Annotated in this window: 20 protein-coding genes and 1 tRNA gene; 6 read left to right on the forward strand and 15 right to left on the reverse strand. The window is 57.8% G+C overall.

The genetic code is table 11. The annotated features are described in order from the left end of the window. Positions 1-76: 76 nt before the first annotated feature. Both purL and BMZ36_RS03440 read right to left on the reverse strand, forming a co-directional pair. A complete protein-coding gene (gene purL / locus BMZ36_RS03435; protein WP_091191440.1) occupies positions 77-4,027 on the reverse strand; it encodes a phosphoribosylformylglycinamidine synthase in 3,951 nt (1,316 codons plus the stop codon). A 172-nt stretch (positions 4,028-4,199) separates the two neighbouring features. Next, positions 4,200-4,688 (reverse strand): ComEA family DNA-binding protein, encoded by a 489-nt coding sequence (locus BMZ36_RS03440; protein ID WP_177187764.1) that lies wholly within the window; start codon positions 4,686-4,688, stop codon positions 4,200-4,202. Between the two features lie 170 nt (positions 4,689-4,858). On the opposite strand from BMZ36_RS03440, the gene mnmL reads away from it, so the two are divergent. Both mnmL and BMZ36_RS03450 read left to right on the forward strand, forming a co-directional pair. Beyond that, positions 4,859-5,824, forward strand: a complete 966-nt coding sequence (gene mnmL / locus BMZ36_RS03445) for a tRNA modification radical SAM protein MnmL/YtqA (protein WP_091191446.1) — start codon at positions 4,859-4,861, stop codon at positions 5,822-5,824. A gap of 47 nt (positions 5,825-5,871) precedes the next feature. Then, positions 5,872-5,957: transfer RNA gene (locus BMZ36_RS03450), tRNA-Leu, on the forward strand. A 48-nt stretch (positions 5,958-6,005) separates the two neighbouring features. Here BMZ36_RS03450 and BMZ36_RS03455 read toward each other — a convergent pair. From BMZ36_RS03455 to purM, 5 genes are all read right to left on the reverse strand, one after another. Beyond that, on the reverse strand, positions 6,006-6,887 hold the full coding sequence (locus BMZ36_RS03455) for an NAD(P)-dependent oxidoreductase (protein ID WP_091191449.1): 882 nt from the start codon (positions 6,885-6,887) through the stop codon (positions 6,006-6,008). Between the two features lie 26 nt (positions 6,888-6,913). Beyond that, positions 6,914-8,170, reverse strand: coding sequence for an RsmB/NOP family class I SAM-dependent RNA methyltransferase (locus tag BMZ36_RS03460; protein ID WP_091191452.1), 1,257 nt, complete (start codon positions 8,168-8,170; stop codon positions 6,914-6,916). 85 nt (positions 8,171-8,255) lie between these two features. Continuing rightward, a complete protein-coding gene (locus tag BMZ36_RS03465; RefSeq protein ID WP_091191456.1) occupies positions 8,256-9,377 on the reverse strand; it encodes a DUF3108 domain-containing protein in 1,122 nt (373 codons plus the stop codon). A gap of 8 nt (positions 9,378-9,385) precedes the next feature. Then, entirely contained in the window at positions 9,386-9,979 is a 594-nt protein-coding gene (gene purN, locus BMZ36_RS03470) for a phosphoribosylglycinamide formyltransferase (protein ID WP_091191458.1), read from the reverse strand. A 77-nt stretch (positions 9,980-10,056) separates the two neighbouring features. After that, entirely contained in the window at positions 10,057-11,094 is a 1,038-nt protein-coding gene (gene purM, locus BMZ36_RS03475; protein WP_091191460.1) for a phosphoribosylformylglycinamidine cyclo-ligase, read from the reverse strand. A gap of 80 nt (positions 11,095-11,174) precedes the next feature. Here purM and BMZ36_RS03480 point away from each other — a divergent pair, with 80 nt between their 5' ends. The 3 genes from BMZ36_RS03480 to BMZ36_RS03490 all read left to right on the forward strand — a co-directional run bounded on the left by BMZ36_RS03480 (position 11,175) and on the right by BMZ36_RS03490 (position 14,135). Then, entirely contained in the window at positions 11,175-12,290 is a 1,116-nt protein-coding gene (locus BMZ36_RS03480; RefSeq protein ID WP_091191462.1) for an AI-2E family transporter, read from the forward strand. Positions 12,291-12,302: 12 nt separating this feature from the next. Then, on the forward strand, positions 12,303-12,977 hold the full coding sequence (gene hda, locus BMZ36_RS03485) for a DnaA regulatory inactivator Hda (protein WP_091191464.1): 675 nt from the start codon (positions 12,303-12,305) through the stop codon (positions 12,975-12,977). A gap of 123 nt (positions 12,978-13,100) precedes the next feature. After that, positions 13,101-14,135, forward strand: coding sequence for a threonine aldolase family protein (locus tag BMZ36_RS03490; RefSeq protein ID WP_091191466.1), 1,035 nt, complete (start codon positions 13,101-13,103; stop codon positions 14,133-14,135). Between the two features lie 90 nt (positions 14,136-14,225). Here the strand turns inward: BMZ36_RS03490 and BMZ36_RS03495 are convergent, their stop codons facing one another. Together BMZ36_RS03495 and BMZ36_RS03500 are read right to left on the reverse strand one after the other, a co-directional pair. Then, positions 14,226-14,879: an MCP four helix bundle domain-containing protein gene (locus tag BMZ36_RS03495; protein ID WP_091191468.1), complete on the reverse strand. Its 654-nt coding sequence runs from the start codon at positions 14,877-14,879 to the stop codon at positions 14,226-14,228. A gap of 89 nt (positions 14,880-14,968) precedes the next feature. Further along, a complete protein-coding gene (locus BMZ36_RS03500; protein ID WP_091191470.1) occupies positions 14,969-15,592 on the reverse strand; it encodes a cytochrome b in 624 nt (207 codons plus the stop codon). Positions 15,593-15,721: 129 nt separating this feature from the next. Here BMZ36_RS03500 and uvrB point away from each other — a divergent pair, with 129 nt between their 5' ends. Beyond that, positions 15,722-17,740, forward strand: coding sequence for an excinuclease ABC subunit UvrB (uvrB, locus tag BMZ36_RS03505; protein ID WP_091191472.1), 2,019 nt, complete (start codon positions 15,722-15,724; stop codon positions 17,738-17,740). Between the two features lie 161 nt (positions 17,741-17,901). Here the strand turns inward: uvrB and BMZ36_RS03510 are convergent, their stop codons facing one another. The 6 genes from BMZ36_RS03510 to tagF are packed head-to-tail and all read right to left on the reverse strand — an operon-like array spanning position 17,902 to position 22,502. Beyond that, the gene (locus BMZ36_RS03510) at positions 17,902-18,366 is read right to left on the reverse strand and encodes an OmpA family protein (protein WP_177187765.1); all 465 of its coding nucleotides are present in this window, start codon (positions 18,364-18,366) and stop codon (positions 17,902-17,904) included. 50 nt (positions 18,367-18,416) lie between these two features. Beyond that, entirely contained in the window at positions 18,417-18,881 is a 465-nt protein-coding gene (locus tag BMZ36_RS03515; protein WP_143085961.1) for an OmpA family protein, read from the reverse strand. A gap of 57 nt (positions 18,882-18,938) precedes the next feature. Continuing rightward, positions 18,939-19,436 (reverse strand): Hcp family type VI secretion system effector, encoded by a 498-nt coding sequence (locus tag BMZ36_RS03520; protein WP_091191479.1) that lies wholly within the window; start codon positions 19,434-19,436, stop codon positions 18,939-18,941. 48 nt (positions 19,437-19,484) lie between these two features. Continuing rightward, positions 19,485-20,966 carry a type VI secretion system contractile sheath large subunit gene (gene tssC / locus BMZ36_RS03525; protein ID WP_091191481.1) on the reverse strand — a complete coding sequence of 494 codons (1,482 nt, stop codon included), beginning with the start codon at positions 20,964-20,966 and terminating at the stop codon, positions 19,485-19,487. Then, a complete protein-coding gene (tssB, locus tag BMZ36_RS03530) occupies positions 20,963-21,478 on the reverse strand; it encodes a type VI secretion system contractile sheath small subunit (RefSeq protein WP_091191484.1) in 516 nt (171 codons plus the stop codon). The genes tssC and tssB overlap by 4 nt, the downstream gene beginning before the upstream one ends. A gap of 37 nt (positions 21,479-21,515) precedes the next feature. Next, positions 21,516-22,502 carry a type VI secretion system-associated protein TagF gene (gene tagF / locus BMZ36_RS03535; RefSeq protein ID WP_091191486.1) on the reverse strand — a complete coding sequence of 329 codons (987 nt, stop codon included), beginning with the start codon at positions 22,500-22,502 and terminating at the stop codon, positions 21,516-21,518. Positions 22,503-22,507 lie beyond the last annotated feature (5 nt).

The raw sequence follows: 22,507 nt of genomic DNA on the forward strand, positions 1-22,507 counted from the left end.
GCCCGCGCCGGATAACGGAATCTGCCTGTAAAAAAGCCCCACCGGAAACGGCGGGGCTTTTCGTACTGCAAGAAGCTTACCCAAGCATCTTGCGCGCGTTGCGGAACATGCGCAGCCACGGGCTGTCTTCACCCCAGCCCTCCGGGTGCCAGCTCATCTGCACCGTGCGGAACACACGCTCCGGGTGCGGCATCATGATGCTGAAGCGCCCGTCGGCCGTGGTCACGCCGGCGATGCCCTGCGGGCTGCCGTTCGGGTTGTACGGGTAGGTTTCCGTGACCTTGCCGCCGTTGTCGACATAACGCATCACCACGATGGCCTGCCCGATGTCGCCCTGCTGGCTGAAGTTGGCAAAACCCTCTCCATGCGAAACCACCACCGGAATCTGGCTGCCAGCCATGCCGGAGAAGAACAGCGACGGCGATTGCGGCAACTCGGCCATCACGAAGCGCGCTTCGAACTGCTCGGACTGGTTGCGCGTGAACTTCGGCCACGCTTGCGCGCCGGGGATGATGCCGGAGAGATTGGCCATCATCTGGCAACCGTTGCACACGCCCAAGCCGAAGGAATCGGCACGCTGGAAGAAGGCCTCGAACTGCGCACGCGCCTGCGGGTTGAAGAGGATCGACTTGGCCCAGCCCTCGCCCGCGCCCAGCACGTCGCCGTAGCTGAAACCGCCGCAAGCAGCCACGCCCTTGAAGTCGGCCAACTGGATACGGCCGCTGATGATGTCGCTCATGTGCACGTCGGTCGCGGCAAAACCGGCGCGGTCGAACGCGGCCGCCATTTCAACCTGGCCGTTGACGCCCTGCTCGCGCAGGATGGCGATCTTCGGCTTCGCGCCGGTAGCGATAAACGGCGCAGCGATGTTTTCGGACGGATCGAAGGTCAGCTTGGCGAACAAGCCCTTGTCGTTCTTGTCCGTAATGCGGGCGTATTCGGCATCGGCGCAAACCGGGTTGTCGCGCAGGCGCTGGATACGCCAACTGGTTTCCGACCAGGCTTGCTGCAAGGCCACGCGCGGCTCGTCGAGCAGCAGGCGGTTGCGCTTCTTGATCTTGAGGCGGTCGTCGCCGTTGAGCGAGCCGATGACGTGCAACTCAGCCGACAGGCCGGCGTTCATGAACGCAGCGATCACGGCAGCGGTGTCGCTACGCTTCACCTGCAGCACCGCACCGAGTTCCTCGTTGAACAGCACGCCCATCACGCGGCCGTTTTCGGCGCGCGCCACGTCTTCCGGCGAGAACTCGTGCGCGCCGCGCTGGCGGCAACGGCGGTCGATACACAATTCGTCGATTTCCAGCGTCACGCCAGCACGGCTGGCGAACATCATTTCCGCCACGGCGGCGAGCAGGCCGCCATCGGAACGGTCGTGATACGCAAGGATGCGATCTTCGGCATTGAGCTTTTGCACCGTCGCAAAGAAAGCCTTGAGACGCTCGGTGCTCACCACGTCCGGACAGTTGTTGCCGATCTGCTTGTAGACCTGCGCCAGTGCCGAACCGCCCAGGCGGCACTTGCCGGCCCCCAAATCGATCAGCAGCAGGTCGCTCTCTTCATCCGTCGCCAGCGCTGGCGTCAGCGTCTTGCGCGCATCGCTCACCGGAGCGAACGCGGAAATGATCAGCGACAGCGGTGCCGTCACCTGCTTCGATTCGCCGTCTTCCGACCACACCGTCTTCATGGACATCGAATCCTTGCCCACCGGAATCGAAATGCCCAGGTCGCGGCACAGGTCGAGCGCCACCGCCTTCACGGTGTCGTAGAGATTGGCGTCTTCGCCCGGATGCCCGGCCGACGCCATCCAGTTGGCCGAGAGCTTCACGTCGCCCAGATCGCGGATCGACGCAGCGGCGATATTGGTCAGCACCTCGCCCACAGCCATGCGCCCGGAAGCGGGGCCGGAAATCAGCGCCAGCGGCGTGCGCTCGCCCATCGCCATGGCTTCGCCGAGCGTGGTGTTGTAGCCCATCGTGGTTACGGCCACGTCGGCCACCGGCACCTGCCACGGACCGACCATCTGGTCGCGCGCGGTCATGCCGCCCACGGTGCGGTCACCGATGGTGATCAGGAAGTTCTTGTCCGCCACGGTCGGCAGGCGCAGCACGCGGTAGGCGGCTTCCTTCAGATTGATGAGCGAGGAATCGAACTGCGGCAGTTGCGGCTGGACGCGGGTCACGTCGCGCGTCATTTTTGGCGGCTTGCCGAGCAGCACTTCCATCGGCATGTCGACCGGGCTGTTGCCGAAGTGCTCGTCGGTCACGATCAGTTGTTTCTCGGTCGTGGCGCGCCCCACCACGGCGAACGGGCAACGCTCACGTTCACAGAGATTCTCGAACAGCATCAGATCCTGCGGCAGGATGGCCAGCACGTAGCGTTCCTGCGATTCGTTGGACCAGACTTCCTTGGGCGACATGCCGCGCTCTTCGATATGCACCTTGCGCAATTCGAATACCGCGCCGCGGTCGGCGCCATCGACAAGCTCAGGGAAGGCATTGGAAAGACCGCCCGCACCTACGTCGTGGATCGACTGGATCGGGTTGCGCTCGCCAAGCTGCCAGCAGCGGTCGATCACTTCCTGGGCGCGACGTTCGATTTCCGGATTGCCGCGCTGCACCGAGTCGAAATCCAGATCGGCGGTGTTCGTGCCGGTTGTCATCGACGAAGCCGCGCCGCCGCCCATGCCGATCAGGAAGCTCGGGCCGCCGAGCTGGATCAGCAACGAGCCGTCGGGCAGATCGTTCTTGCCGACGTGGATCGCGCAAATGTTACCCATGCCGCCGGCGATCATGATCGGTTTGTGGTAGCCGCGACGCTCGCCGTTGCAGTCTTCTTCAAAGGTACGGAAATAGCCGCATACGTTCGGGCGGCCGAATTCGTTATTGAACGCAGCGGCACCAATCGGGCCTTCGATCATGATGTCGAGCGCGGAGGCAATGCGCTCGGGCTTGCCGTAGGTCGGTTCTTCCCACGGTTGAACGGCATCGGGCAGATTCAGGTTGGAGACGGTAAAGCCGCTCAAACCCACCTTCGGCTTGCCGCCGCGGCCGGTCGAGCCCTCGTCGCGCAGCTCGCCACCGGAGCCCGTCGCAGCCCCCGGAAACGGCGAAATCGCCGTCGGGTGATTGTGCGTTTCAACCTTCATCAGGATGTGCGCGGTCTGCCGGTCGAAGCGGTATTCGGCCGAACCCGGTTGCGGGTAGAAGCGCTCGATCTCGGCGCCTTCGATCACCGACGAATTGTCGGAATAGGCCACGACGGTGCCTTCCGGATGCGCCTTGTGCGTTTCGCGGATCATGCCAAACAGGCTTTGCGGCTGTTTTTCGCCATCGACGATGAAATCGGCGTTGAAAATTTTGTGGCGGCAGTGCTCGGAGTTGGCTTGGGCGAACATGGTCAGTTCGACGTCGGTCGGATTGCGCCCCAGCTTGCGGTAGTTTTCCAGCAGATAGTCGATTTCGTCCTCGGACAGCGCCAGGCCGAATTCGCTGTTGGCTGCATCCAGTGCCGCCCGGCCACCGGAAAGGATGTCGACGCTTTGCATCGGCTTGGGTTCGAAATGCCGGAACAGCCCTTCCGCGGCATCAAGCGATTCGACGACCTGTTCGGTCATCCGGTCGTGGATCAGCGGCTTCAACGCTTCCAGCGCGGCCCCGGCCAAGGGCTTGCCAGCTGCATCGCAGGCATACACTGCCATTCCGCGCTCGACCCGCAACACGTTGTGCAAGCCGCAGTGCTCTGCAATGTCGGTCGCCTTGGAGGACCAGGGAGATACGGTACCGGCGCGCGGCAGCACGACCAGCGGATTGCCAACGGCACGCTGCGGGTCTGCTGGCTCGCCATAGCTCAGGATACGGCCAAGCACATCGTTTTCTTCCGTCCCGAGCGGAGCACTGGTTTCGGCAAAGTGCCAGAACTCGGCATAAAGCCGGGCGGAAATGCCTTGTGCAGCCAAAGCTGTTTCGATTTTTTCAAGACGGAAAGAGGAAAGCGCGGCGCCGCCGCGAAGTTTGAGCACGTCTGCCATGAGAGCGAATCCGGAAGGGCAAGGGGAACAGAGGCATAATCATACCAAAAAGCAAGGAAAGCTCTGAATCAATTGCTGCGATAGTGCTATAAACTGCATCGCACTTGTTCGCCGGCAAGCTCAGAGCTTTCCCGCCCCCCTATGCAAGGCTGCGTTTCATTGAGCCGCAGGCTTACTTGCCACCGCGCCCGCCCCCCCCTCCGCCCGATCCGCCGCCGTGCCCGTTGCTGTTACCTCCGCGGCTGCTGCTATTGCCTTTGCCTCCATCACCCTTGCCATCATCGCCTTCCGCCGATTTTTTCTGAGATCTTTCCCGGCTCTGGGTCGTTGCCTGAGTGGTATCGGCTTTCTTGGCAGGAATCGCGGCCCGAACACCAGGAATCGCAGGTGCAGTGCCGGAGCGGGTCGTCACCGCCCGGCCAGCAATGGTCAAGGATGCCCGGTTCTGGTTGAGCATTCCCTGTGTTACACCGGGAACCCTGCCAAGCACATCAGCCGAAGACTTGAAAGGACCATCTTTGGTACGAGCGGCCACAACAGCCTCTGCCTTGGCAGGCGTAAATCCCTTGAGCGCCGCGATCTGCTCGGCCGTGGCAGTATTGAGATCCAAAGCCCATGCCGGCATTGCGCCGAGCATGGCAAGTGCAAGCAACTTTTTCATGGCGAACTCCTTTCCTGCTTTTGTCCAGACAGCACCCCTGTCGCAAACCATCGCGAAAAACAATCTGTTCACGCCGCTTGCAAACAGATTCTTACAGACTATATTTATAGGCTCCGCTATTATTTGCATCTACCCGAAGCCGGACAAACGGCGCATAAACAGGAACACTCATGCCCGATCTGCTTATCCCGCCACAATTCGGCCGCCGTCGCTATCTTTCCTGGAACGACCTGCAGCAAAAGAAATATGGCGGCCGGGTGCAAAAAGTCTCGGTATCGGCTGGCTTCAATTGCCCCAACCGCGACGGCAGCAAAGGCATCGGCGGCTGCACCTTCTGCAACAACGCCGGGTTTACGCCGTCCTACCTGCGCGACCACAGCGAAATCACCGCGCAACTCGAAACCGGCCTCAATTTCCTGGCGCAACGCTATCCGGAAACCACGCATTTCGTGGCCTATTTCCAGGCCTACAGCAACACTTATGGCGAATTCGAGCGGCTGCGCACGGCCTACGAAACGGCTTTGGCCTATCCGCGCATCGACGGCCTCGTCATCGGCACCCGTCCGGACTGTGTATCAGACGAAGTGCTCGACTACCTGGCTGAACTGGCCCAAACCCGCATCGTCGAACTTGAGCTGGGCATCGAATCCTGCGACGACACCACGCTGGAACGCGTCAACCGCGGTCATGACTTCGCGGCCACCATCGACGCCATACAGCGCGCAGCAGCTCGCGGCCTGCCGGTGACCGGCCACCTGATATTCGGGCTCCCCGGAGAATCGCGCGAATCAATGCTGACCGGTGCCGAAAAGCTTTCCGCGCTGCCGTTATCCTCACTCAAGTTTCACCAGCTCCAGATCATCAAGGGAACCCAACTCGCCAACGAATGGCGGCGCGACCCCGCCAGCGTTCCGCTGCTGTCCGTCAACGAATATCTGAACCTGCTGGCCGACTTTCTGGAGCGACTTTCTCCGGACATCGCGATCCAGCGCGTTGGCAGCGAAGTTCCGCCTTCGCACAAGCTCGCACCGGAATGGAGCATCCGCCTGTCCGAACTCGCGCCCCGGCTGGATACCCTGCTCTCGGTGAGAAATTCATGGCAGGGCCGTCTTTACAAGGCGGAACAAAATCGGTAGTATTCGCCCTCCTCTGTCGGGTTCCACGAATCCGGCATGCAATACCTGCCGACATGGTGAAATTGGTAGACACGCTATCTTGAGGGGGTAGTGGCCACAGGCTGTGTGAGTTCGAGTCTCACTGTCGGCACCAATTCAAGCAAAAAGCCCGTTCCTGCGAACGGGCTTTTTGCTTTCCGGCTTACTCCGAATCCACTCCACTCATTCGTTCCAGCAACTGCAGCATTGCCACCGAATCGCGTTCGCCATCGCCCCCGCCCACCAGCGCATTGAACATCTGAGCCGTGATGGCTGCCACAGGCGACATCACACCCAGCCTGTGTGCCTCGTCAAGCACGATCTTCAAATCCTTGCGATGCATCCAGGCTTTGAATCCAGGATTGAAGTTGCGTTCCAGCATGCGCTGGCCGTGGTTTTCCAGCACCCGGCTGTGGGCCGATCCCCCGAGCATGGCTTCGCGCACCTTGGCCGGCTCGACGCCACTCGCTCGCGCGAAATTAAGCGCTTCGGCCACCATCAGCACGCCTGCACCTGTCAGGATCTGGTTGCAGGCTTTGGCAACCTGCCCTGCTCCGTTTGCGCCGACATGGGTCACCTTTTTGCCCAGGCACTGCAAAACCGGCAGAGCCTTGTCGAAAGCAGCCTGACTGCCTCCGGCCATGATCGTGAGCGCGGCATTGATCGCCCCCGTTTCGCCCCCCGAAACCGGCGCATCGAGCATCTCGACACCGTATTCTTCCAGTCGCAACGCGATGCGGCGCGCGGCACTGGGTGCAATCGTACTCATATCGATGAACAGCAAGCCCGGTCTGGCACCCTCGACCACACCGCGCTCGCCCAGCGCCACCTGCTCGACATCGGGCGCATCGGCCACCATGCTGATGACGATCTCGCAGGAAGCAGCAACCTCGGCGGCACTACCGCAGCCGATGGCGCCTGCTTCGATCAGAGGCGTCATCGATTCCGCGCGCCGCGACCAGACATGCACGCGATAACCGCCGCGCAAAAGATTGAGCACCATGGGGCGCCCCATGATGCCAAGTCCGACAAAGCCGATTTGCATGGGACGCTCCCTCAGAGAATGGAAATTTACTTTCTGGTCAAAGCCGCCGCAAAGAACCCATCAGTGCCATGCTTTTGCGGCAGCAGCTTCAGATACGGGCCATCGAGTTGGCCGGCAATACCTTCCGGCAGCAATTCGCGTGCATCGCACAGGCTGAATTCCGGATTGGCTGCGAGAAAAGCTTCGACGATGGTCTCGTTTTCCGCGCGCAGCAGGCTGCAGGTCGCGTAAACCAGTCGGCCACCCGACTTGGTGAGACGCGCCGCCGAAGCCAGGATGCTGGCCTGTTTTGCGTTGAGTTCGGCCACGCTCTCGGGCGTCTGGCGGTATTTCAGGTCCGGATTGCGGCGCAGGGTGCCCAAGCCGGAACATGGCGCATCGACCAACACCACGTCCATCTTGCCCGCCAGGCGCTTGATCTTCTGGTCGGATTCCGAAGCGATTAGTTGCGGCTGGACGTTGGAAAGACCGGAGCGCGCGAGCCGCGGCTTGAGGTTGGCGAGGCGTTTTTCCGAAACGTCGAACGCATACAAGCGCCCGGTCGATTGCATCATGGCGCCGAGCAGCAGCGTCTTGCCGCCCGCTCCCGCGCAGAAATCGGCGACCATCTGGCCGCGTTTGGCGCCGGTCAAGAGTCCCAGCAACTGGCTACCCTCGTCCTGCACTTCGACCAAACCCTCTTCGAACACCTTGGTCTTGTTGATCGGCGGCTTGCCGACCACGCGCAGACCGAACGGCGACAGCGGCGTCGGCGCGGCTTCGATGCCGGCGCCGGAAAGACGGTCGATGATTTCCTCGCGGTTCTTCGCCTTGAGCGCGTTCACGCGCAAGTCGAGCGGCGCGGATTGCAACAGGCCGATGCCCAGCGCCAGCACCTCTTCCTCGGTCTGCCCCGCCTCCAGCAGCGCATCGACCATCCATTGCGGCAAGCTGGCGCGCACAGCGAGCGGCGCATCCTTGAGCGATTTGGCCTTGAGTCCACCGGCATACTTGCGGTCGTCGTCGCTGAAAACCGATGACAACTCGCGCACGTTGAGGCGTTCGATCCCGGTAAACCAAGCCAGCAGCACCTGGCGCGGCGTAGGCATGCCCCCCACCAGCCACTCGATCTGCGGCAGGTGACGCAGGATGCCGAACACCGTCTCGGCGATCACATGCCGGTCATGGCTACCCAGCTTGCGGTTGTCGCGAAAATGGCGCGAGAGCACGGCATCGGCCGGGCCGGTAAAGCCCAGCGCTGTCGCCAATACATCGAGAATTGCGGAAAACTGCGTTTGATTCATTGTTGTTTCCTGATAAAACCAGGTTCTACTGGTGTTGAATCCGGATTGGCCATCAGTCAGTCCGATGGACAATCCAGGTTGAATTCTATCTGCCGCCGCCTCGGCGCGGTGGCGATTTGGCCACCGGAGGCTCCCATTCCAACAGCGTTTTGCCGTCCGCGATCACCTCGTTCGCCCAGATATCGAGCGTCAACTCGTTGCCCAGCACGATGGTGATCCGGACCGGAATATTGTGCCACTCCGGCGCGAGCCAGAAATCCACCTTCCGGTCATCCCATGCGCCGCGCAGCAGCAACGCATCCACTTCCTTCTTGCCCAAGCGCAACTTAGCTTCGCCTGCGACCTTGAGCTGCACATTCTCATATTTGCGCCGGCCGGAAAACATGGAGAACCTGTACTCGGGCTTGCTGCTACCGACCAAGCCAATATGGAAGGCTGCCGAGAATATATCCTGGTCGCCCGGCGCGAGTTTTTCACTCTTGCGGCTTCCCGGCTCGCCGACTTCGGCGATTCGCTTCTGCCAGTCGAAATCAACCTGGTAGAACGGCTCGGGCTTGTTGTTGCGATATTCGACAAAACGCTCCGGGGTCACACCATTCCGCCCCACCCTGCCACTACTGACGAAAGTACGGGAAATACCGAGAAAACCGCCTTCCAGCCGCAGATCGTAACGTCCCTGCGACACCTTCCAGCTCATGCGAGCCGGAACCGGGAGGAATTCCCAGATGTAGGTCATCTTCAGCTCCCGAGGGAACCGTTCCAGCGCCTGCACCGGCTGGCTATCCACCTGAGACGCCCTTGCCGGAGCCTGCACCGGCGCACTCGCGGCGGCCACGACAGCCTTGCCGGCTACCGCCGACGCTACCACCGGCACAACCCTGCTCGCAGCTATCGCAGCAGGTTTGCGTGGTTTTCTTGCCTCTGTTGGACGCGGCGCGGGCCGGGACTCGATCACGGGCTTGGCCGGCCGGCGCAGAAACACGTCCAGCGTATCCGGCGGCCTTGTCCCGCCTTTCGCCGTCGCGGCATCCTCTTCCAGCGAATGCGCCTTGAGTTCGCGGCTCGGCTGGCGCAGTTCGGCCTGCGAAAACTCGGGGCGCGTCAGCCAGGCGTAGATATCCTCTCCGCCAATCCCCAGCACATGCAGCAACAGAGAAAGAAGGAATGCGCCCAGCAAACTGCGGCGAAGCCAAGAGCATCGGCGCATGGCAGTCTTCAATCCAGAAAGACCCGGTTCGCTTCGACGCGAAGCCTGCCTTCGACAAACCAGCGAACGGCTTGCGGGTAGAGGCGATGCTCTTCTGCCAGCACGCGGGCCGACAGCGTTTGTGGGGTGTCGTCGTCCAGCACCGGCACGGCAGCTTGGGCAACGATGGGGCCATGGTCGAGTTCGGGCGTGACGAAATGCACGGTACAGCCGGCCAGTTTCACGCCAGCTTCAATGGCCCGCGCATGCGTATTGACCCCGGTAAACGCCGGAAGCAGCGAGGGATGGACATTCAGCATGCGCCCGGCATAGCGTTCGACAAATCCGGTCGTGAGAATCCGCATGAATCCGGCCAGCACAACGAGATCGGGCGCATGGCGGTCGATCACCTGCGCCAGCGCGGCGTCGAAAGCCTCGCGGTCGGCGTACTGCTTGTGATCGACGACCTCGGTGAAAATACCCTGCTCGCGCGCCCACACCAGCCCAGGCGCATCGGCCCGGTTGGAAATGACAGCGACCACACGCGAATCGGGAAGTCCGGCTTCGACGATCGCCCGCATGTTACTGCCACGGCCGGAAATCAGGATGACGATGTTTTTCATTTTTCCAGTGAAGAGGGAAGGGAAAAGGGGGAAGAGTAAAACCACCCTTCTCCCTTCGCCCTTCCCCCTTCTCAGAATCAAGCGACTTGCGTCTGGTGCTCGTCACCCACCCGTGCGCGGATTGCGCCGATGGTGAAGACCTTCTCGCCTTCGGCGGTCAGCAGTGCGGCGGCTTGTTCTGCATATTCGGCAGCCACGATCACCACCATGCCGATACCGCAGTTGAAGGTGCGATACATTTCGTTTTGCGCCACGCCACCCTTTTCCTGCAGCCACTGGAACAACTTGGGCATGCTCCAGCTCTTGGCGTCGATCTGGGCTACGGTGTTTTCCGGCAGCACGCGCGGCACGTTTTCGGTGATGCCACCGCCGGTGATGTGGGCCATGCCCTTGACCGGCAGGGTTTGCATGAGTTTCAGGAGCGGTTTTACATAAATACGGGTCGGCGCCATGATCGCGTCAGCCAGCGTCTTGTCGCCCTCGAACGTGGCATTCAGGTCGGGCTTGGCGACCTCGATGATCTTGCGTACCAGCGAATAGCCGTTGGAATGTGCGCCGTTCGAAGCCAGCCCCAGCACCACGTCGCCGGCCGCAATGGTCTTGCCGGTGATGACCTGTGACTTTTCCACGACACCAACGGCAAAACCGGCCAGATCGTATTCACCGACCGGGTACATGCCCGGCATCTCGGCGGTTTCTCCGCCGATCAGCGCGCAACCGGCCTGCTCGCAGCCATAGGCAACGCCCTTGATCACCTCGGTCGCGGACGGAACGTCGAGCTTGCCGCAAGCAAAGTAATCGAGGAAGAACAGCGGTTCGGCGCCCTGCACCAGAATGTCGTTCACGCTCATTGCCACGAGGTCGATGCCGACCGTGTCATGGCGCTTGAGTTCAAAAGCAAGCTTGAGCTTGGTGCCCACGCCGTCGGTACCGGAAACCAGAACCGGTTCTTTGTATTTCTTGGAGATTTCCACCAACGCACCGAAACCGCCAAGATCGCCCAGCACTTCCGGGCGCATGGTGCGCTTGGCAAACGGTTTGATGTTTTCAACCAGTTGGTCTCCGGCGTCGATATCGACGCCAGCATCGCGGTAGGAGAGGCTCGGGGCGGTCATGTCATTTCCTCGTGCAGGTTTGCCGGATGCGCTAGAATCTACGCATTCCCTGAAAACGCGCGATTTTACCCGATCCCGTCATGAAAAGCCCGCCTGTCCGACACTCGTTTTCGACCGCATGGTGGATCATGGCGGCCGCGCTGTTCCTGACCGGGTGGCTGGGCTATGCCCTCATGCCGATCCTGACGCCTTTCGCCGCCGCACTGCTGCTCACCTACATCGGTTATCCCGCCCATCACTGGCTGGTTCGCCATCGCATCAACCCAAGCCTTGCCGCCTTGCTGTCAATGCTGGGGTTGTTGCTCGCACTGCTGGCCGTGATGCTGATCCTGCTCCCGCTCCTGTTCCAGCAGGTTCAGGCACTGTACGGCGCTGTGGGGAAATTCGTCGCACTGGCGCAAAGCCGCTGGCTGCCTGAACTGCAAATCCGTCTGGGTCCGAACGTACTGCCGGATTTCGAACATCTTGGGACCTGGGCATCGGAGCACAGCGAAAGCCTGCGCGCCGCCGCACCTGAAATTCTCAAGGGTCTGGGCAGCCGCGGCATGTTCCTGCTCCAGCTGGCCACCAACATCGTGCTCACTCCGGTTGTCTTTTTCTATTTCCTGCGCGATTCGGACCGCCTGATCCCGCGCCTGCTGCGGCTGGTGCCACGCCGTTTCGAACCGACCGTGTCCACGCTGCTGAAAGACATCGATGCCGTACTGGGCGCCTTCCTGCGCGGCGAACTGATGGTCATGTCCATCATGTCCTTCCTCTACACCGCCGGTCTCTGGGCTGTCGGGCTCAACGGTGCACTGCCGCTGGGTTTGCTGACCGGCATTCTGACCTTCATTCCCTTTGTCGGCTCGACCATTGGACTGGTTCTGGGATCGCTTGCCGCTTTCACCCAGTTCGGCTCACTGATAGGCGTATTGCCCACGCTGACCGTATTCCTGATCGGGCAATCGCTGGAATCCAATTTCATCACGCCCAAGCTGGTGGGCGAGCGCATCGGGCTGCATCCGGTTGCCGTGATCTTCGCCTTGATGGCGTTCTGGCAGCTCTTCGGTTTCATCGGCGTCCTGCTCGCCCTACCCATGGCCGCCATCTTGCAAGTCGGCCTCTCGCACGCAATGCGGCACTACCGCGCCAGCCACTTCTACCGGCGCAGACGCGGGCCTTCCATTCCCCCAGCTCCCGGCGAGCAAGGTTGACGGGGAACGGCTTTGAAACAACTGGTTCTCGATCTCGCGCTGCCGGCACCGGAGCCGTTCAGCGATTTTGTCGCCGGCGAAAACGCCGAGCTGCTGTTCCAGCTCAACGAATGGTGCACCGGAACGCCTCATGCCCGCTTTGTCTACCTCTGGGGCGAGCCCGGCTGCGGCAAGAGCCACTTGCTGGCCGCTGCGGCCCGACGCGCTCAAGCGCGCCTCATTGATGCCTGTTGCGAAGCTTTGCCGGAAGAGATTGAACCCGACACGCTGCTGGCCGTCGATAACGTCGACAGCCTGGACCGAGCCGGGCAGGAAACGCTGTTCGCCCATTTCAACACCTTGCGAGCCGGCAGCGGCGGACTGGTATCCGCCGGCCTGCTACCGCCGATGCTGCTCTCCATGCTCCCCGATCTCGCCACCCGGCTGGGATGGGGGCTCGTTTACCAGCTCAGGCCTCTCAGCGATTCGGACAAGGCCGCCGCCATGCAGGCACGTGCGCGCCAATTGGGTTTCGACCTCTCCGGCGAACTGGCCGATTACCTGCTGCGCCACGCCCCGCGCGGCATGGCAAGCCTCTACCGCCTGCTGGAACACGCCAACGAACTCGCCCTCTCCCGCCAGAAAGCCGTGACGATGAACCTGCTGCGAGAAATACTGCGCGGGCAACACGCCACCCCGGCAGCATGACTCCGACACGATCAGCCCGAGCGAAAAACGGACCGCATTCCTTCCACCCAGGAAAAATCCCATATTTTTCGGGGCTGACTTCTGCAAGAATACCGGATTAGTCTCAACGAGAAGAACAACAACATGGCCCAGCACTTTGCCTCTGACAATTACGCCGGCGTCTGTCCGGAAGCCCTGAAATGGCTGGTTGAAGCCAACAGCAGCGGCCACGAACCTGCATACGGCGACGACCAGTGGACCCAGCGCGTCTGCGATGCGATCCGCGACCTGTTCCAGACCAACTGCGATGTGTTCTATGTTTTCAACGGCACAGCGGCCAACTCTCTGGCGCTGGCTTCGCTCTGCCAATCCTACAACTCGGTGATCTGCCACGAAGTCGCACACATCGAAACCGACGAATGCGGTGCGCCGGAATTCTTTTCCAGCGGCGCCAAGCTGATGGTCGCCTCCGGCACCAACGGCAAGCTCACCCCGCAGGCGATTGAGACCATCGTCACGCGTCGCAGCGATATCCACTACCCCAAGCCCAAGGCGGTTTCGATCACCCAGTCCACGGAAGTCGGTACGGTCTACCAGATCGATGAAATCCAGGCGATCTCCGCCATGGCGCGCAAGCACGGACTGGCACTGCATATGGACGGCGCGCGTTTTGCCAATGCGGTCGCCACGCTGGGGGCCCACCCCGCCGACATTACCTGGCGCGCAGGCGTGGATGTGCTGTGTTTCGGAGGCACCAAGAACGGCCTGCCGGTCGGCGAAGCGGTGGTGTTCTTCAACCGTGAACTGGCGCAGGATTTTGCCCACCGCGTAAAACAGGGTGGGCAACTCGCCTCCAAAATGCGCTTCATCTCCGCACCGTGGCTCGGCTTGCTGGAAAACGATGTCTGGCTGCGCAACGCGCGTCACGCCAATGCCATGGCACAGCGCCTGCACGATGCCCTGATCAAGATTCCGCAGGTGGAAATCATCTTCCCGCGCGAATCCAACGCGGTATTCGTCAAGATGCCGCAACGCGCTGCAAACAAATTGCTGGCCGACGGCTGGCGTTTCTACCAGTTCATCGGCGAAGGCGGCTGCCGCTTCATGTGCAGCTGGGATACGCAGAAAGAGATGGTGGACAAGCTTGCGGCAGCTGTCTCGGAGGCATGCGCAGGCTGAGGATCAACCGGGCGGAGCGCAGGAACCGTAATGTACGCGGGTTCCGAGCTCCGCCACATGCGAAGGCGCAGCCGCCGGATGAACCGGGTTTTAGTTCTGACGCGGCGGCAGCGTAGATTTGAACAGATAGCCGAAAACCACCAGCAGCAACGCACTGACGATCGTGACCAGTAGCACAATCCAGGCCGCGCTCCGGCCCTTGTTCATGGATTGCAGCACCACTTGATCGACCAGCCTTTCCTTGTAGCGGGAATGCTCGGCAAACGCAGCGGTCAGCCGGTCACCGGCTGGCTTCCACTCGCTTTCAACGACGACCACTGCTGCCTCGCGGTCACGGTCGTTCGATTTTTCCAGCACTTTTTCCAGTGCGGCGAGGTAAATGGCAAAGAGCTGCTTGTCGTTTTGCAGCAGTTCGCGGTCACGGCTGTTGATGATCAGGTTCTGCTCGTAATCGGCAAGCCGTTTCTGGATTTCCTGGATATTGCGGCGAATGGTGGCCTCGTGTGGCGCCTTCTTGGCCCGGTCGTCGTAGGAAAGGTGATACAGCGCGTTCACGCGGATCAAGAGGAAGTCGCGCTCGGCGCTGGAAAGAATCCCCAGACTGCGGATGATGTTTTCGTCGGTATATTTGAGTTCTTCACTGATCTGCTGCGAACTGAAGAAACCAATCAGCCCGGTAATCAGTACGGCGATCACCGCGCCGGCAATGATCGCCACTAAACGTTGATTAACCGAAAAAATCATCTAGGGATTCCCGTCATATTTGCCCACACTGGCAGCAGGCCCAATGGTAGCAGCGCCGGCGGCAAAAGCAAGGAAAGCTGGGAAGGGAATCAATGCCCTTGGCGCGGATCGGTCGGCATGACCGGCGCGTCGATGCGCAGATAGTTCTTCTCGGTTTCCGGAGAAGTGATGTAATCGGTGACCTTGCCTTCGACGCGCATCTTGGCCAGCGTGGTCCGGCCAGCAAAATAGTGCATCGCAATCGAAGCGGCGGCATGGATCAAAGCAAAGAAGATGAAGACAACGCTGACAAGGTTATGCAGTTCACGCAGCGAGGCCATGCCCGCCGGGCTGAGGATCATCGGCACCTGGAGCCCCATCACGGTCTGGCCGGCGGCATAGGAGATCGCGAGCAGTGTACCGCTGCAAGCCAGGAAGCCGATCGAGCCATAAAGCAGACCATGCAGGAAACGCATGACGTGGACCTGATGGAAATCCTGACCATCCGGAACCGGGGTGCCGAATGCGCTGAAGATCGACAGGCGGATGAGGTTGAGCAGGAACAGCAACTGGCCGGAAATCACGTGCGTTCTGACCAGCACGCCGCGCAGGGCATCGGCGCGCGAAAGGCGCGTCGCCACGGCAATCGAAGCCAGACAGACGATCACCAGCACCACGACGGACCAGTGGATCAGGACGGAGAGCGGATGGTAGGCACGTTTAGCTGCTTTCATGCAAAAAAGAATACACCAGTCGTTTCAAGCCGACAAACAGCCGGTCGGGTAATTAGTTACACCGTGCAGCCATTTGCCGCCGGCGGAGTAGAATGATCGTTCTAGACTTCATTTTTCACAATAAACGCCATGTTCGTCACCTTCCCGGATAGTCCTTACGAACTCTTCCAGCCCTTTCCGCCTGCGGGCGACCAACCCGGCGCCATCGCCAAGCTGGTCGAAGGTCTGGAGGACGGCCTGCGCTACCAGACGTTGCTCGGCGTAACCGGATCGGGCAAGACCTACACCATGGCGAACGTGATTGCGCGCACCGGCCGCCCCGCCATCATCATGGCCCCGAACAAGACACTCGCCGCGCAGCTCTATTCCGAGATGCGCGAGTTCTTCCCGAAGAACGCAGTCGAATACTTCGTCAGCTATTACGACTACTACCAGCCCGAAGCCTACGTCCCCAGCCGTGACCTGTTCATCGAGAAGGATTCCAGCATCAACGAGCACATCGAGCAGATGCGTCTTTCCGCGACCAAGGCCATTCTGGAGCGCCCCGACTGCATCATCGTCGCCACCGTCAGCGCCATCTACGGCATTGGCGATCCATCCGATTACCACCAGATGATCCTGCATCTGAAGGAAGGCGAAAAACTCGCGCAACGCGACATCATCACCCGCCTGACCACGATGCAGTACGACCGCAACGAGATGGACTTCGCACGCGGCACCTTCCGCGTGCGCGGCGACGTGATCGACATCTTCCCCGCCGAAAACGCCGATCTGGCCATCCGCATCGCGCTGTTCGACGACGAAATCGAAAAACTGCAACTCTTCGACCCGCTCACCGGCAAAATCGAAAGCCGCGTCGGGCGCTTTACCGTCTTCCCGTCCAGCCATTACGTCACCCCGCGCGCCACGGTGCTGAAAGCCATCGAGACAATCAAGATCGAACTGCGCGAACGGCTTGAGTTCTACTACAAGAACCACAAGCTGGTGGAAGCCCAGCGGCTGGAACAGCGCACGCGCTTCGATCTGGAAATGCTCAACGAGATGGGCTTCTGCAAGGGCATCGAAAACTACTCGCGGCACTTTTCCGGCAAACAAGCCGGCGAAGCACCGCCGACACTGATCGACTACCTGCCCGAAAACTGCCTGATGATTCTCGACGAATCGCACGTCACCATCCCGCAGGTCGGCGGCATGTACAAGGGCGACCGCTCGCGCAAGGAAAACCTCGTCGATTATGGCTTCCGCCTGCCCTCCGCGCTCGACAACCGCCCGCTCAAGTTCGAGGAATTCGAGCAACTGATGCCGCAGAGCATCTTTGTTTCCGCCACCCCGGCCACCTACGAGCAGGAACACCAGGGGCAAGTCGTCGAACAGGTGGTGCGCCCCACCGGCCTCGTCGACCCGCAAATAGAAGTGCGCCCGGTCGGTACGCAGGTCGACGACCTGCTTTCGGAAATACGCAAACGTGCCGAAAAGGAAGAACGCGTACTCGTCACCACGCTCACCAAGCGCATGTCCGAGCAACTCACCGAATACCTATCGGAACATGGCGTGAAGGTGCGCTACCTGCACTCCGACATCGACACTGTCGAGCGTGTCGAGATCATCCGCGACCTGCGGCTGGGCATGTTCGACGTGCTGATCGGCATCAACCTGCTGCGTGAAGGGCTGGATATTCCGGAAGTCTCGCTGGTCGCCATTCTGGATGCCGACAAGGAAGGCTTCCTGCGCAGCGAGCGCAGCCTGATCCAGACCATCGGCCGCGCCGCGCGCAACCTCAACGGCACCGCCATCCTCTACGCCGACCGCATCACCGATTCGATGAAGAAAGCCATCGGCGAAACCGAACGCCGTCGCGCCAAGCAAATTGCCTTCAACGAAGCCAACGGCATCACCCCGCGCGGCGTGGTCAAGCGCATCAAGGACATCATCGACGGCGTCTACAACGCCGAAGACGCCGCAGCCGCCCGCATCGAACAGAAACGCCACTCCATGCTCGACGAGATGGACGAAAAGCAGCTCGCCAAGGAACTCAAGCGCATCGAAAAAGAAATGATGCAGGCCGCGCAAAACCTCGAATTCGAAAAAGCCGCCAAGCTGCGCGACCAGCTCAAGGCGCTGCGCGAGAAGGCGTTTGGACACGAGTAAAAGACGGATTCCTATTCACATCATGCTCAGACATCGCTTGCAGCGCCCCGGATTACCGCTTTACGGCCAATCCATTGGGTATACGCTCTGCTGACTATAACTGATGAGCCATCACCACATTGAGTCGGCAGAGCTTCAAGGATTGACTCGAAAATGTAAAATCAGAGATGAATTTCTATACGAACGCCATGCAATGGCTCATCAATATTTGCTCCAACAAAAATTTTCTTTTCTCCAATTCCTTTTTTTACAAGGTATTTTTTCACCTCCATGGCTCGAGCCCACGATGCTTGCTGCGGATTTCCGATTTCGTTCTTGTTGCAGTTGCCGTGCAATAATATTTTTGATGCACCTTTCATTTTAAACACCAACTCATCCAGCCTCGCCTCTCCCAGCCTATCCAATTTGGCACTCATGGTTTCAAAATTAATAAAAAAAGGATCACCATGATGCATGTATTTATTTGCCGATTCAGGAACATGAACGACTGGCGACGAGGATAAAACCGGGGATTGACTTACGGACAACCCGCCACATGCAGTTAAGCTTGCAAATGACAAAAGAGCAATAAATTGCATATTCATAAACCAACCCCCACTATCTAAATAAAACTTAATTGGTCGCATGCAAAACTTCTGCATGCAAATAAATACAAGCAAAACAAAAAATTAAAAAATCAATCACCAACCTCAACCGCAACAGCATGCAACGGCTCTTTAATATCAACATCAAATGTTATTTTTGCCGGCTTGACACCCTTCTTAATTAGATATTTTTTAACCGCCAACGCACGCGCCCTGGCAACGGACGAACAATTTCTAACATCCGCCTTGTTGCAGTAACCGCGAACATGAATTTTATTGGCAAATTGCAGTTGCCGAACCAGATCATCCAGCCGTACGGTCATATCATGATTTAATTTTGTTTTTTTTCCCTCAAACAATAAATTGAAAGGCTGTTTATCTGAACTTGCATCAATATTGATAGACGCTTTTCCGGTTGCCGACGTAGAGCTGGCGGCGGCAGATGATGTCGCGTCAGATGCCGGATCGGTTGTACACGCCGCAAGGTAAGTCACGCACAAAATTGCAAACAATTTTCTGATCATGGCTGTAGAAGAATCCTGATAATGAATATTCAAATGCCGGCTGCTCTTTGAAACCAGAAAGAGCAGCCTGCCCTTCGTGCACAACAAGTATCAAGCAATTGTTTTGTTCGCAGTAAGATCCCAGCCAGAGCTGACGTTACCGCCCCCCGCGCCATCTGCACGTTTCTGCTGCGTATAAGTCCATTTGATTTTTCCATAGCTAAAGCTAACAAGCTCACAGGGAAAGCCGCTGTCATTTGCAGAACCAGTTGACTCCACTTTGGAAATCAGGACTTGCTCAAGCTTGACTTCGTAATATTTGACTTTGTCGCCACCGGAGCGGCAAATTTCAATTGTCACATCGTTGATATGCTTCCCCGTGCAGCAAGCTTCATAAATTTTTGGGCTGGCTTTATCAAGGCAATGCGTGATTTGGTAAACGCCGTGGTTTACGCGCTCGGCGGTAGCACCACCCGCAGTGGATGCCGTTGCTTGAGCCGGTTGTTCAATCATGTGACTGAAAGACAAAATCTCAATCCAGTCCTTATGCTTATCATCCGTCGACTCACCTGGAATTCCATCAATCTTCAAAAAAGCATCAAATGCCATAATAATCTCCTTGCTATTGAGTGATAAAAACAACCTGGCACAACAACCTTAACGCGCGGGCTTCGGCAGCTCTGCCACCAGCCGCAATGAAATCGTCAGTTCATCCAGTTGGAAATGCGGACGCAAGAAAGCGGCGGCGCGGTAAACGCCCGGCTTTCCAGGAACTTCAACAACATCTACCCGGGCTTCGCGCAGCGGATATTTGGCCTTGGCCTCCTGGCTTGCTGAATCATCAAGCAAAACATATTGAGCCAGCCACGTATTCAAATAGTCCTGAACGTTTTGCCTTGATGCAAAGCTGCCAATCTTGTCGCGCATGATTGATTTCATGTAGTGCGCAATACGTGACACCGAAAATATGTATGGCAATTGTGTGGATAGCCTGGCGTTGGCGTTTGCTGAATCCGTGTTGTAGGTTTTTGCCTTTTGTGCAGATTGTCCGCCAAAAAAGGCTGCATAATCTGTATTCTTGCAATGCACAAGCGCAATAAATCCAAGGTCAGAAAGCAGTTTTTCTGTTCTGTCGGTAATTGCAATTTCGGTCGGGCATTTCAAGGCAACTTCGCCATCGTCAGTATTGAAGGTATGAGTTGGCAATCCTTCAACCAGCCCGCCTCCTTCTACTCCGCGAATTGCAGCCAGCCATCCATACTGGGCAAATGCTGAGGTTAAACGTGCGCCATAGGAATATGCCGCGTTTGTCCACAGATATTTGCCATGGTCAGTTCCATCCACGTTTTCATTAAAGTCAAAATCCTCAACCGGCACGGTTTCCCGACCATATGGCAATCGACCCAATACATGCGGCAGGACTATTCCCACATATCTGGAATCTTCTGATTCACGGAAGCTCTTCCATTTTGCATATTCAACGGTGTCAAAAATTTTTGACAAATCGCGGGGTTTTCCAATGTCGGCAAAGCTTTCCAGTCCGAACATGCCTGGGGCTGCAGCTGTAATCATCGGGGCATGCGCAGCAGCAGCAACATGCGAAAGTTCTTTTAAAAGATAAAAGTCTTCAGGGTGGCGGCCAAATTCGTAATCTGCAATAAGTGCGGCAAATGGAGCCCCGCCAAATGTGCCATACTCCTCTTCGTATATTTTCTTGAAAATTGCACTTTGATCAAATTCAGATGACGATTTAAAATCCTTGATCAAGTCCTTCTTGGAAACATTGAGAACTTTGATTTTAAGCATTGTGCCTGTTTCTGATTCGTCCACCAAATACTTTAGACCTCTCCATGAGGCCTCCAATTTTTGGAAGTCGGAATTATGCATAATTTCGTTTAGCTGATCAGATATCAAACCGTCAATTTCAGCTATGCGCGCATCAATACTGGCCGTCAAATCGCGAGATATGGTAACCGTCCCGGCTACAACCTGATCAACAAGCTCGCCAATCAAATCCCGCGCAAAAATTACTTCCTGCTCGTTGGTCGCAATTCTGCTTGATTCAATGATGTGGTCAAGTAACCCTGTAGACTCTGGCAGCTGAATAGATGACTCATTCAGTAATTGCTCGCTATTCATGATTTCACCTCAATGGCTTGAGCGCAGGAATTGCTGATTTTATGTAGCATTTCCGTATCGCCCACAACGTTATCCAGAAGTGTTTCCAGTTTGTCATTCCCTGCCATCTTGTTTCGCAGGTCAGCCAACCGTTTGCGCACATTTAAAAGTTTACTGAGCGGCTCAACCTGCATGGCTATGTTTTGTGGCTCAAAGTCAGACAGGCAACTGAAATTCAATTCAACGGAAAGTTGACTGCTGTCATTTTTCAGCTTGTTATCCGCCCGAATGGCCAAGCGAGGCGCGACCCCCTTCAGAACATCGTCGAAATTGTCGCGATCAATTTGCACATATTTGCGCTCTTTGACTTTTGGCAACGGATTCTTGTTGTGTCCCGAGTAATCGCCAATTACGCCAAGCACAAAAGGCAATTCCTTTGTTTCTATTGCGTCGCCAATCTCTACGTCATAAGTTATCTGAACGCGCGGCGGGCGCACCCTGGACAGTTTTTTTTGCGTGCTTTCCTTGCTCATTTTTCCTCTGCCGTTATGTGGTGGATTGCGTACCTGATCAACTGATGCGAGCAGCAATACCGTTGAGAATGTCATGTAATTGAGATAAAAGTAGCCTGCTATTCGATAACTGTCTCCCTATGACATATGAGGCCTCAGCCCACTCATGATTTGAATGCCATGGCGTATTGGAATCCTGTGGGTGTATATATATGCTTTGGTCTGCGTCATGGCCAAAAGCAAGTGCCATCATGTGCTCTGTAAAATCACCAGGGGCTAAAATCATGCGCTGATCAACATCAGGGAATAGCAATATTCCGCGCAAAGGCGGTTGATCATGATTTGCAATGGCCGCCTGGTATAATCCAACCCAGGTTGCGGCCATCAATATGCCTTCTCCTGTTCCGCTCGGCAGTGGCAGCTTGAAACATTGTGCCGGCATGCTGCTTTTGAATCGGCGCAACAATTGGGCGTGAAATGCAAAACCAAGCAGTAAATGATCCAGTCCGGTTGGGGTTTCGCTTTGCAGCAACATTTCAAGTTCTTGCACGGTTGTACAATTGTTGTAGCGGGACATTAATTGTTGTGCCAATGGCTCCAAGTCGGCCAATGAGCTAGCACTGATCGGGTGCTCTTCTTCAAAAAACTGGCGACACGCAAGCATTTCTACCGCGTTTTCCATTGCGCTTGTCAGGTGTTCATGCAGTCCACTCAGAAATAATTCATTTGCCAATAAATATGAAGCAAGGCTTGAATTGGATGTCTTCTCTGCAGTTATCACGCCAGCAACCAGCGGGTAGCAGCGGCCAGCTTCATCCTGGCTAGGACGTATGGCACCCAAAAATGACCAGCGCCCGTCCCGTGACCGGAAAAAAATCGATGAGGGCGGTGCAGACAGAAATCGTTCTTGCCAGCCGTCTGTATCGCTCATCAAACGAAGGCTGCTGGCGATCAGGCAGTCCAGCTCCAGCGCAGCGGGGTGACTGGCATTTATTCGAATAAAGTCTGCGCGCCGCGGCAATTTCCCAAAAATGGCATACTGCATTTATG

It is taken from the genome of Formivibrio citricus, from assembly GCF_900115065.1.
In the GTDB taxonomy this organism is placed as follows: domain Bacteria; phylum Pseudomonadota; class Gammaproteobacteria; order Burkholderiales; family Chitinibacteraceae; genus Formivibrio; species Formivibrio citricus.

Bases quoted from the DNA above. Each gene is read 5' to 3' on its own strand.
- purL (WP_091191440.1), bottom strand. From the start codon at position 4,027: ATGGCAGACGTGCTCAAACTTCGCGGCGGCGCCGCGCTTTCCTCTTTC.
- BMZ36_RS03440 (WP_177187764.1), bottom strand. From the start codon at position 4,688: ATGAAAAAGTTGCTTGCACTTGCCATGCTCGGCGCAATGCCGGCATGG.
- mnmL (WP_091191446.1), top strand. From the start codon at position 4,859: ATGCCCGATCTGCTTATCCCGCCACAATTCGGCCGCCGTCGCTATCTT.
- BMZ36_RS03455 (WP_091191449.1), bottom strand. From the start codon at position 6,887: ATGCAAATCGGCTTTGTCGGACTTGGCATCATGGGGCGCCCCATGGTG.
- BMZ36_RS03460 (WP_091191452.1), bottom strand. From the start codon at position 8,170: ATGAATCAAACGCAGTTTTCCGCAATTCTCGATGTATTGGCGACAGCG.
- BMZ36_RS03465 (WP_091191456.1), bottom strand. From the start codon at position 9,377: ATGCGCCGATGCTCTTGGCTTCGCCGCAGTTTGCTGGGCGCATTCCTT.
- purN (WP_091191458.1), bottom strand. From the start codon at position 9,979: ATGAAAAACATCGTCATCCTGATTTCCGGCCGTGGCAGTAACATGCGG.
- purM (WP_091191460.1), bottom strand. From the start codon at position 11,094: ATGACCGCCCCGAGCCTCTCCTACCGCGATGCTGGCGTCGATATCGAC.
- BMZ36_RS03480 (WP_091191462.1), top strand. From the start codon at position 11,175: ATGAAAAGCCCGCCTGTCCGACACTCGTTTTCGACCGCATGGTGGATC.
- BMZ36_RS03490 (WP_091191466.1), top strand. From the start codon at position 13,101: ATGGCCCAGCACTTTGCCTCTGACAATTACGCCGGCGTCTGTCCGGAA.
- BMZ36_RS03495 (WP_091191468.1), bottom strand. From the start codon at position 14,879: ATGATTTTTTCGGTTAATCAACGTTTAGTGGCGATCATTGCCGGCGCG.
- BMZ36_RS03500 (WP_091191470.1), bottom strand. From the start codon at position 15,592: ATGAAAGCAGCTAAACGTGCCTACCATCCGCTCTCCGTCCTGATCCAC.
- uvrB (WP_091191472.1), top strand. From the start codon at position 15,722: ATGTTCGTCACCTTCCCGGATAGTCCTTACGAACTCTTCCAGCCCTTT.
- BMZ36_RS03510 (WP_177187765.1), bottom strand. From the start codon at position 18,366: ATGCGACCAATTAAGTTTTATTTAGATAGTGGGGGTTGGTTTATGAAT.
- BMZ36_RS03520 (WP_091191479.1), bottom strand. From the start codon at position 19,436: ATGGCATTTGATGCTTTTTTGAAGATTGATGGAATTCCAGGTGAGTCG.
- tssC (WP_091191481.1), bottom strand. From the start codon at position 20,966: ATGAATAGCGAGCAATTACTGAATGAGTCATCTATTCAGCTGCCAGAG.
- tssB (WP_091191484.1), bottom strand. From the start codon at position 21,478: ATGAGCAAGGAAAGCACGCAAAAAAAACTGTCCAGGGTGCGCCCGCCG.
- tagF (WP_091191486.1), bottom strand. From the start codon at position 22,502: ATGCAGTATGCCATTTTTGGGAAATTGCCGCGGCGCGCAGACTTTATT.